This is a genomic window from Corallococcus sp. 4LFB (assembly GCF_046520365.1).
GTDB lineage: Bacteria > Myxococcota > Myxococcia > Myxococcales > Myxococcaceae > Corallococcus > Corallococcus caeni.
The window spans coordinates 1-1,584 of the sequence record NZ_JBKGHJ010000949.1 but is presented as its reverse complement, the minus strand read 5'-3'; the positions used below and the strand labels follow the sequence as shown (position 1 = coordinate 1,584).

The 1,584-nt window shown below is 73.2% G+C and carries 1 protein-coding gene; it reads right to left on the bottom strand.

The features are described from left to right. Positions 1-1,461 (bottom strand): type I polyketide synthase (locus ACLEQD_RS43075; protein ID WP_410391746.1); only part of this gene is annotated, 1,461 nt, incomplete at its 3' end. Between the last annotated feature and the right edge of the window lie 123 nt (positions 1,462-1,584).

Genomic DNA, 1,584 nt, shown 5'->3' with positions numbered 1-1,584 from the left:
GGACAGGACCAGCAGGTGCGCGCGCTCCGCGCCAGCGACGGCCGGGAGCGAGGCCACCCCGGGCCGCGCGGACTCCAGGGTGCCCAGCACGACGTGCGCGTTGGTGCCGCCCGCGCCGAACGAGCTGACCGCGCCGTACCGGCGCTCCGCCGGGTCCGTCCACGGCGTGGACTCCGTGGGCACGTAGAGGCGCGAGCCGTCCAGCGAGATGTGCGGGTTGAGCGCCTGGAAGTGCAGGTTCGCCGGGATGACGCCGTGCTTGAGCGACAGCGCGACCTTGAGGATGCCGACGATGCCGGCGCCCGCCTCCAGGTGCCCGATGTTCGTCTTGATGGAGCCGAGCGCGCAGGGCCGCCGCTCGCCCTCCGCGTCGCCGTAGATTTCGCGGAGGGCCTCCACCTCGATGGGGTCGCCCAGGGAGGTGCCCGTCCCGTGCGCCTCCACGAGCCCCACCTCCGCGCCGGTGAGCCGCGCGCGCTCCAGCGCCTTGCGGATGACGGCGCGCTGGGCCCCGCCGTTGGGCGCGGTGAGGCCGTTGCTGAGCCCGTCCTGGTTGACGGCCGAGCCGTGGATGACGGCCCACACCGGGTCCCCGGCCGCGAGCGCGTCCGACAGGCGCTTGAGCACCACGACGCCGCAGCCCTCGCCGCGCACGTAGCCATCCGCGCGCGCGTCGAACGTCTTGCAGCGCCCATCCGGCGCCAGCGGCAGGCCCTTGGAGTGCGCCACCGACACCACGGGCGACAGCAGCAGGTTGAGCCCGCCCGCGATGGCGGTGGAGCTCTCCCCGTTGCGCAGGCTCTGGCAGGCCTGGTGGACCGCCACCAGCGACGACGAGCACGCCGTGTCGAAGGCCATGCTCGGCCCGCGCAGGTCCAGCAGGTACGAGAGCCGGTTGGGGATGATGCAGTTCGTGCCGCCCACCAGCGAATAGGTGCCCAGCACCTGGGGCTCGGAGAGCTGGAGCTGGAGGTAGTCGTTCCCGTTGGCGCCCACGAAGACGCCGGTGTCGGTGCCCGCGAGCGCCTTCGCGCTCAGCCCCGCGTCCTCCAGCGCGTGCCACGCCACCTCCAGGAAGAGGCGCTGCTGCGGATCCATCTGCTCCGCTTCCCGGGGCGAGATGCCGAAGAAGTACGGGTCGAAGCGGTCGGGCGCGTCCAGGAACGCGCCGTAGCGCATGTGCATCCGCCCCGGCGCGGCCACGTCCGGGTCGTAGTAGCGCGACAGGTCCCAGCGGTCCGCGGGCACCTCGCTGACGGCGTCCACCTTGCCGCGCAGCATCTTCCAGAGGGACTCCGGGGTCTCCCCGCCCCCCGGGATGCGGCACCCCAGGCCGATGATGGCGATGGGCTCCCGGCCCCGGGACTCCAGGGCCTCATACCGCGCCCGGAGGTCCTTCAGCGCGTCGAGGCTGCGCTTGAGCAGCGTGGGATCATTCGCGGTGGGCAGTGGGGCCGTCATGGTCAGGACTCCTTGATGAGCTGGTGGACCTGGGCGAGCTCGGCCTCCAGAAGCCGCTCGAGCTCCAGGTCGGAAGGCAGTGACACGTCGGCGGGCACGGCGGGCGCGGCGGGCGCGGGCGGG